This is a genomic window from Hymenobacter sp. AT01-02, assembly GCF_000961955.2.
Lineage (GTDB): Bacteria > Bacteroidota > Bacteroidia > Cytophagales > Hymenobacteraceae > Hymenobacter > Hymenobacter mucosus.
In genome coordinates this window covers 1-5,849 of record NZ_JZIR02000116.1, presented here as the reverse complement: position 1 = coordinate 5,849, position 5,849 = coordinate 1, and the positions used below count along the sequence as shown (strand labels likewise).

The 5,849-nt window shown below is 56.7% G+C and carries 3 protein-coding genes; 1 reads left to right on the top strand and 2 read right to left on the bottom strand.

What is annotated here, in order from left to right:
• Window positions 1–105: 105 nt before the first annotated feature.
• Window positions 106–3,549: a class I SAM-dependent DNA methyltransferase gene (locus VI25_RS20550; RefSeq protein ID WP_082455741.1), complete on the bottom strand. Its 3,444-nt coding sequence runs from the start codon at window positions 3,547–3,549 to the stop codon at window positions 106–108.
• A 117-nt stretch (window positions 3,550–3,666) separates the two neighbouring features.
• Here VI25_RS20550 and VI25_RS20545 point away from each other — a divergent pair, with 117 nt between their 5' ends.
• On the top strand, window positions 3,667–4,221 hold the full coding sequence (locus VI25_RS20545; protein WP_152981733.1) for a hypothetical protein: 555 nt from the start codon (window positions 3,667–3,669) through the stop codon (window positions 4,219–4,221).
• 59 nt (window positions 4,222–4,280) lie between these two features.
• Here VI25_RS20545 and VI25_RS20540 read toward each other — a convergent pair.
• On the bottom strand, window positions 4,281–5,849 hold a 1,569-nt coding region (locus VI25_RS20540; protein ID WP_152981732.1), incomplete at its 5' end, for a DUF3987 domain-containing protein.

Here is a 5,849-nt window from a genome sequence, read left to right as displayed (position 1 = left end):
GGTATAGCGGTTAGCTATACCCTTTGTTGTTATAATGTGCATGCCCTGGTCTGAGGCGGGCAATACTTTTCGTCAACTTTGGAAGAAAGTAGTGCCTTAAAGAAGTTAGGCCGCGTACGCGCCTTCCTCGGTGCGGCGTAAGAGGCTCAACGCGGTTAGGGTATCCAGTAGGGGCTGTACACGCTCCGGCTTGGTGCGGCGGAAACGGGCGGCCACTTGGGGCCCGGTAAGAGCTTGCCCAGCTTGTTGAACGGCATCCCGAACGGCCTGCATCTGGTGGGCCAACTCCGTAGGCCAGGGCTGGGGGCCGGTGGCTTCGGAGGTAGTGGCCGCTGCGGCCGCGGCGGCGGGTAGGGCCAGCGCCGACTGCTGTAGCTCCGGCGCTTGGTAAGCGGGGCGGAGGTACCGAACGTGACCAGCCTTTTCTTCGTGGGCCCGTTCGTGGTTGAGGCGCACCAAACGGGTAAGAATTTCGGCGTCGGGTAGGTCGGTGGGCCAGCCGTAAGCCTCGGCTACGGCGGCGTCTAGCTGTTGATGCAAACTCAGCACCACGGAGGCCAGGCCCTGCTGGTTGATGGTTTGCTCCTTTGCCGTGGTCAGGGGTTGTCCAGCGCGTAGCTTCTCTACCACGTTGTAGAGGTCGGTAAGGGTAAGCGTGGCGTGTTGGGCCTGCTGGCGTTTACGGTGGGCGTCGAGCTGTTCGGCCAGCTCCCGGATGCGCGCCTGCTGCTCTGCCGTGGCCGCCGGGAAAGGGAATTTTACAAAACAATCAGTATGGTTGTAGGTAGGCCTGTCCTCCAACATACCACCCGTTACATTAGCCCAAAGAGTATGAATTCTACTTGAGAGCACTCCAAAATAAAAATAGTCGTCCAAGCCAATAGCTATGATTTTAGCATCAGGCACAACCTCAGAGGACAGGAAGGAGAATATCCTGTGTTTTGCTGTTCGAGTGGTAGCTAGATATCTTGGAACACTAGACAATGCCGGCCGTAATTCAGAACGAGGTCTGCCAAAAATCCACCACTTTTCTCTTGTGCTTTTGTCTCTGTTTTGGTCTCTTTCCGGTTTGACGTTTTCAAGCAAGTACTGGTACACTATTGGAAAACGTGACAATACTTCTTCAGCAGTCAAGCCAAAAAAGTCTATTGCTAACATCCTACGTGAGGTCTGGGTTAAGTCCCTTCCGTTCAGATAGAGTCTTATGTACTTTTCCAACTCAGGAGTGGAGCCTAAGCCTAAACTTTTGGCTTTATTCTCATCAATTATAAATCCTAAGCCTAATACGGAAACGCCCATGTTAGCAAGGTTTTCGTTGGCAGTTAGGTGTAATGCACCTGCTAAATCAGCTCCAAGTGATAAGTCACTGTTGATATTGCCAGACTCTACAGCTAGTTCAACATCTGATGCATCGTCATCAGTTGGCATTTCCTTTACAACTTTCAATAAGTCACCCACATGGCTGCCTTCTTGGACTACAGTAAAAGCCACTCTAACAGATGCACCATCCGAAGCATCCACCCAAGGATGGTCAGGAATTGCGTAAATAAGTGACAAAGGCTGTTTCTCGTTTTCTAAGTATTGCTGCATTACACGACGATTGAAATTCATTGTAATTGAATTTGTCGTGATGAAGCCAAACTGTTCTGTTTTTGCTGATTGTATCGCTCGGGCAGCATTATCCCACCAATACATCACAAAGTCAGATGAATCCGGAACTCTTGCCTTATAGGCCTTTCTCAGCGCTTCAACATACCCGTCTCCTAATGCATCCCGCATCCGTTTATTACCAATAAACGGCGGGTTACCCACGATGAAATCGGCCTGGGGCCACTCGGCGGGCCGGGGGTTGGGGTAGTCGAGAACGGGCGTGCGGGCGGTTTCGTCGGGCATGGGCTGGCCAGTGGCCGGGTGCAGCTTGGTAGTACCATCCCAGCGCGTTATGGGTTGACCGTGGGCATCGAGGCGGGGCACGGGCGGGTCGTGTTGCAGGGCGGCATCCTGTTGGCGAATGTTCTGGTACTCATCCAACAGCGGCTCCCGGAGTTCGGAGGGGCCGTAGGTGCGCAAGTGCCACTGCAGATAGCCAATGCGCAACACCACGTCGGCAATGGCCGCCGCGCGCGGGTTGAGTTCCAGGCCCAACAGCTGGTGCGGGCTAACGGTGGTACCGCCGCCTAATTCCAGCAAACCGGTTTGGCCGTAGCTGTTAATAGCGGCCAGCACTTCGCCTTCCAGCCGCTTAAGGTGTTCCAGCGTCACGTAGAGGAAGTTGCCGGAGCCGCAGGCGGGGTCTAATATTTTGATGCTGGTGAGGCGGGTAAGGAAGCGCACCAGCTCTGCGCGGGCGTCTTTGGTTTGGCCTTCTTCCAGGCGGCGGGCGGCGGCGGCTTGCGCGGCGGCCCACTCCCGGCGCAACGGTTCCAGCACGGTAGGCAGCACTAAGCGTTCCACATAGCGGCGCGGGGTGTAGTGGGCTCCCAGGCTGTGCCGCTCCTTGGGGTCGAGGGCGCGTTCTAGCAGCGTACCGAAAATAGCCGGCTCTACCTCTGTCCAGTCCGCTTTAGCCGACTGCAACAGCAGCTCCGCCTGTCCAGCGTTCAGGGGTAAGGCCGTGGCATCGTGAAACAGCTTGCCATTGAAGCGGCGCAGCCGAGCCTTCAAATCCGGGGAAAAGCCGCCGGTGTCCATGGTGCGCCACAGGTTGGTCAGCGCGTCGGGCAGAAATTCCAGCAGCTCCGGGGTGTTGTATTGAGCCAGCATGCCGGTAAAGCTCTGTTTCGGAATCAGGTTCACATCTTCCGCAAACATGGTGAACAGGCAGCGCATCAGAAATTGCGCTACCACGTCGGGCGCGTGCCCGGCCCGTTCCAGCTGCTCCGATAGTTTAGCCAAGCGGGCGGCCAGTTCCCGCGTCACGCGGGCAGCGCGGCGGCTGGGGTCTAACTCTTTGGGGTCGAGGAAAACTTGGCGGAGCATAGCCCGCGTTTTTTCATCAGCCAGCGCGGCCAACGGTAGCCGGAACTTGGTTTGGTCGGGGAAAGGCACAAACGAATCCCCAACGCCAGCAAAGTTGCTGTATACGTCTATGCAGTAGCCCACATCGGCCACCAGCACAAACAGGGGGCGGGGTTCTTCCGCCGGCAGGGCGCGCACGTACCCAAGGGCCTGTTGGCGGGCGGCCTGCATCATTTCGGCCCACTTGGCGGAGCCGCGTACGGCGTGGCCTTTGCGGCGTTTGCTGGGCTCTAGTCCCAGGTCGGCGCGTTCCTGTTTCTTCTGTTGGTCGGCGGTGTCGGTGCCTTGTTTGGTTTCCAGCACAAAGCAGCCGCGCTTATATAGGTCAATCCGGCCGGTGCTTTTCTTGGCGCCGTCGTTGAATTGCACGGCCCGTTCCAGCACGTAGCTATCCTGGGTAGGGTCGTCGGTGGTAGGGTCGGGGCGGGGTACTTCCAGCAGGTCGCAGAGGTCTTGCAAAAACAGGCCGTAGTTGGCCCGCTCCGCGCCGCCGGAGTTCTTCCAGCGGGCTTCAAAGTCGGGGTAAGTCAAAGCGGATAAGAATAAGGTAGAAATCGGGCGGGGAAGATAGGTAGCTATTTAGAATGATAGTTGTGATAGTAGTGAAAACTGCTACTTTGTTTAACGCTTCACACAGGCCGATTTGCAATGAAATCATTAGTTAACCTCTTGCTATACTCTTCTACTCTGTATTGCTTACCCGCCTTAAACCAACGGGCAATAGCGCAACAGATGGAGGCTGCTAATACTTTTGCTACTGCCTACCAAATTCTCAACGCAAAGTGTGCGTTGTTTCCGGCTAGTGCATCAATGGTAACATTTGGCGACTCTATTCCTCACAATGGGCGGTTTACGCCTACTGTGGAACAAGTTACTATCGTGGAAAAGGCTTTGCCTAAGGTAAAGTTGGGTCGACTATACGAATACCCACCTGCCACTGCATACTATACGGATTATCCGGCTTCAATTAAGAAGCGTTGGAAGAGTTATCACCGTCAGTATTATGGGTTTTATAACCAACAGCACCAACCGTGTTTCTTTATCAATCTGTTCATCTATGATATAGAGGATTCGCCAAGCTCAGTTCCCTATTGGCTTCGTACGCGCGTTAGTGTCCTTGATGGGGGCACAGCCTATTGGCGCATTTATTACAATCTAGTTACTGGTCATTTTTACAATTTTTCGCACAATGGCGAAGGTTAATACAGTTCGGCGAGTTGAATATTGCCAACTGTACCGTACCAAAATCGGTACACGGTACACTATTCTTGCAGCCACCGGCGTACGGTATTGAAGGGCACGCCGGTTTGTGTTTCTATTTCCCGTAGGCTCAACCCTTGTGCGTGCAACTCCCGTATGCGCGCCTCTTTCTCCGCCTTGCCGGCATATCGGGTAGCACCCTGAAAAGCGGAGCTACTGGGGCGGGGTAGCCGTTCATACAATGCCAGCGCGTGTTGCCGGTACACGTCGGCAATAGCCAGGGCAGTGGTTAGGTCAGCATCTTCGCAGGTGAGGGTACGGCTGGCAGGTGCTTCTCCGTTCTCAAAGCAGCGTAGCAGCGTAAGCAGCATACAGAGGCGGAAACAGGCGCGGCCGTGGCGTTTGGAGGCACTGCCAGAGCCTTCCCCAAAGTCGGCTATTCCTTCGCGTAGCCATTGCTGCCAGGCCGCGTTGAAACGTTGTTCCTGAGTTGGGGTAAGGCGTACCACTACCCGGCCCGCACCGGTGGCAGCTATCATTTCCGACACGCGCACCGACAGCGCATCAAACCACGTATCGAGAGAGCCGCTGGCGGGTGCGGCAAACGGGTCGTCCCAGACGTGCGGAGCCTCAAAGGCATAAAACCAGAAGCGCGAAAACAATCCATCCTCAGCAGTTGGGATAAGCCGAGCCACCTGCTCTGGCGTACCTCCCAGCGCCACCGACAGGGCCGGCCGGCTCAACTCATAGGTGCCAGCGGTTTTGCGGTCGTACTGGTGCGGTTCGTGTTCGGAGCATTTGCGCAACAGGGCGGAGTAGTCGCCAAAATCCTGCTTTAGCGCGCCGCTTAGGGTGTCGGCTTCCGTTTCACAGATGATACCCCGCTCGTTGTTTTCGGCCAGCGTCTTTACCACGTTGGCCGCGCCGTTATCAGCCGGGATAAAGAGCCGGCGGCGCGGGGGCTCCGTTGGCTTCGGAGGCAGCGGCCCGCTGGCTTTGGCGGCGCGCTTCTGTTGCTCGTATTCCTGTAGCTGCAGCTCGTATCCTTCCCGTTCCCGCTGGCTGGCCTCGCGCACGGCCAGATGTTGAGGCCAAGCCAGCCGGCGGGCCCAGTCCAGCGCGCCCTTGCCGGAGGCCGCGGGCGCTACCACAAAGGCATACACGTTGGCCCCAATAATCTTGCCCCGGTACATGCCTTCCAGCGTCGGGAAGCAGCCTGATAGCACGGCCAGCGTGCCGGTTAACAGTACGTCCCGTTCGCGGGCCGTGGGCAAGGGCTGGCAGCACTGTTGCAGGAAGTCGGGTAGCAGCCGGTATACTTCCGCCGAAATGGTGGGCGTATTGAGGGGCGCGGCCAGCAACGGGACGGAGCCCGTGCCACCGGGGCTACGTCCGGTGCTACCGTGCTCAGCTCCGGCAGTTGAGCTAGGCCGGGCCGTGGGTGGTTCCCAGGGTTTGCTATTATGCTGGCTGGTTCCCCGCTGGTAAATGCCGCGCACGGTGCGGGCTATTTCATTGGCGGCGAAATCGGCGGCAGCATACCCAGCGGCGTGGTTCTCCAAATCAGGTAAGGCAACTCCCTTTTCATTGCAGAAGAACGCCAAAGCAGTTAGCCAGGCATTGCGCCCACC